1 protein-coding gene is annotated in these 621 nt (G+C 67.3%); it reads right to left on the bottom strand.

Going from position 1 to position 621, the window contains the following annotated elements; genetic code table 11:
* A partial coding sequence (locus B2Y33_RS11750; RefSeq protein WP_288632937.1) for a rod-binding protein occupies window positions 1–549 on the bottom strand: 549 nt, incomplete at its 3' end.
* Window positions 550–621 lie beyond the last annotated feature (72 nt).

Here is a 621-nt window from a genome sequence, read left to right on the forward strand (position 1 = left end):
GGGGGCCGCGCCGACAGGCGCGGGGGCCGCAGTAGGCACGATGCCCGCCAGCAGGCGGTCGGTAAGGCGGCTGGGCAGCGCCAGGCGCCGCGCATTGAGCGCGGCGACGTCGTTGCGGGTGCTGGCCGCTTGCGTGGCGTGAACCGGGTCTGCAACCTTGCTGCCCCACAGCACCGGGCCGGCCTGCCCTCGCGGGAACGGGCTGGTATTGGCGGCGGCGCTGCGGCTTTTGGTCAGCTGGCGTACCAGCACATCCTGCAGGCCGATACCGCCACCCTCGCGGGACATGCTCACCGACAACTGCTGGTCGTACATGTCCCGGTACTGCTTGACCGTCTCGGTGTTCATCGGGTTGTCGTCGGCCAGGACATCGCTGGCCTTGCGCGAGGCCTTGAGCATCTCGCTGATGAACATCGACTCGAACTCCTGGGCCACCTTGCGCACGTTGGCTTCGCTGTCGCGGTCACCGTGCTTGAGGGCATTGAGGCGGTTGAGGTCGGTGAAGGCACCGCTGTCGACACTGCCGGAAACCAGGCTCTTGCTGTTCATCGACGCCGTCCTCAGATCACGATCAGGTCGGCCTGCAAGGCGCCGGCCTGTTTCAGGGCTTCGAGAATGGCC

It is taken from the genome of Pseudomonas sp. UBA5666 (assembly GCF_002420785.1).
Taxonomy (GTDB): Bacteria; Pseudomonadota; Gammaproteobacteria; order Pseudomonadales; family Pseudomonadaceae; genus Aquipseudomonas; species Aquipseudomonas fulva.